The 663-nt window shown below is 48.6% G+C and carries 5 tRNA genes; all 5 read right to left on the bottom strand.

Annotated features, from left to right (window positions below):
• Positions 1-147 precede the first annotated feature (147 nt).
• The 5 genes from DWW86_RS16915 to DWW86_RS16895 all read right to left on the bottom strand — a co-directional run bounded on the left by DWW86_RS16915 (position 148) and on the right by DWW86_RS16895 (position 569).
• Positions 148-220 (bottom strand) — tRNA-Phe (locus DWW86_RS16915).
• 4 nt (positions 221-224) lie between these two features.
• Positions 225-298, bottom strand: a tRNA-Met gene (locus DWW86_RS16910).
• A 17-nt stretch (positions 299-315) separates the two neighbouring features.
• A tRNA-Thr gene (locus tag DWW86_RS16905) sits at positions 316-388 on the bottom strand.
• A gap of 18 nt (positions 389-406) precedes the next feature.
• Positions 407-488: transfer RNA gene (locus tag DWW86_RS16900), tRNA-Tyr, on the bottom strand.
• 8 nt (positions 489-496) lie between these two features.
• Positions 497-569, bottom strand: a tRNA-Val gene (locus DWW86_RS16895).
• Positions 570-663 lie beyond the last annotated feature (94 nt).

The following is a 663-nucleotide window of genomic DNA, read 5'->3' as shown; positions in this document are numbered from 1 at the left end:
ACCCCGGACAACTTGATTAAAAGTCAAGTGCTCTACCAACTGAGCTAATATCCCATATTCAGTTTGATTACCTTATATTATATTTAATCTTACAAGGTAAATGCCCAGGCTTTTTCAACCAGCATACACCATGTTTTACAAGGTAAATGCCCAGAGCCGGAATCGAACCAGCGACACGAGGATTTTCAGTCCTCTGCTCTACCAACTGAGCTATCTGGGCATAATAGCGGGAACAGGATTTGAACCTGTGACCTTCGGGTTATGAGCCCGACGAGCTTCCAGACTGCTCCACCCCGCGATAATTATGAAATTTGAAGCCGATGATCGGACTCGAACCGATAACCTGCTGATTACAAATCAGCTGCTCTGCCAATTGAGCCACATCGGCTTAGCCAATTAGGCTTAGTGGGTGGAGAAGGATTCGAACCTTCGAAGGCGGTGCCAACAGATTTACAGTCTGCCCCCTTTGGCCACTCGGGAATCCACCCGGATTATATGGGACCTATAGGGCTCGAACCTATGACCCTCTGCTTGTAAGGCAGATGCTCTCCCAGCTGAGCTAAGATCCCACATATTCAATTAATGTACACACCTTTCGGTATGCAACGACCCAGATGAGACTCGAACTCACGACCTCCGCCGTGACAGGGCGGCGCTCTAACC

Source organism: Ruminococcus sp. AF17-22AC (genome assembly GCF_003460065.1).
Classification (GTDB): Bacteria; Bacillota; Clostridia; order Lachnospirales; family Lachnospiraceae; genus Blautia_A.
The sequence above is the reverse complement of the archived record's forward strand: the minus strand, read 5'-3'. Positions and strand labels throughout refer to the sequence as shown.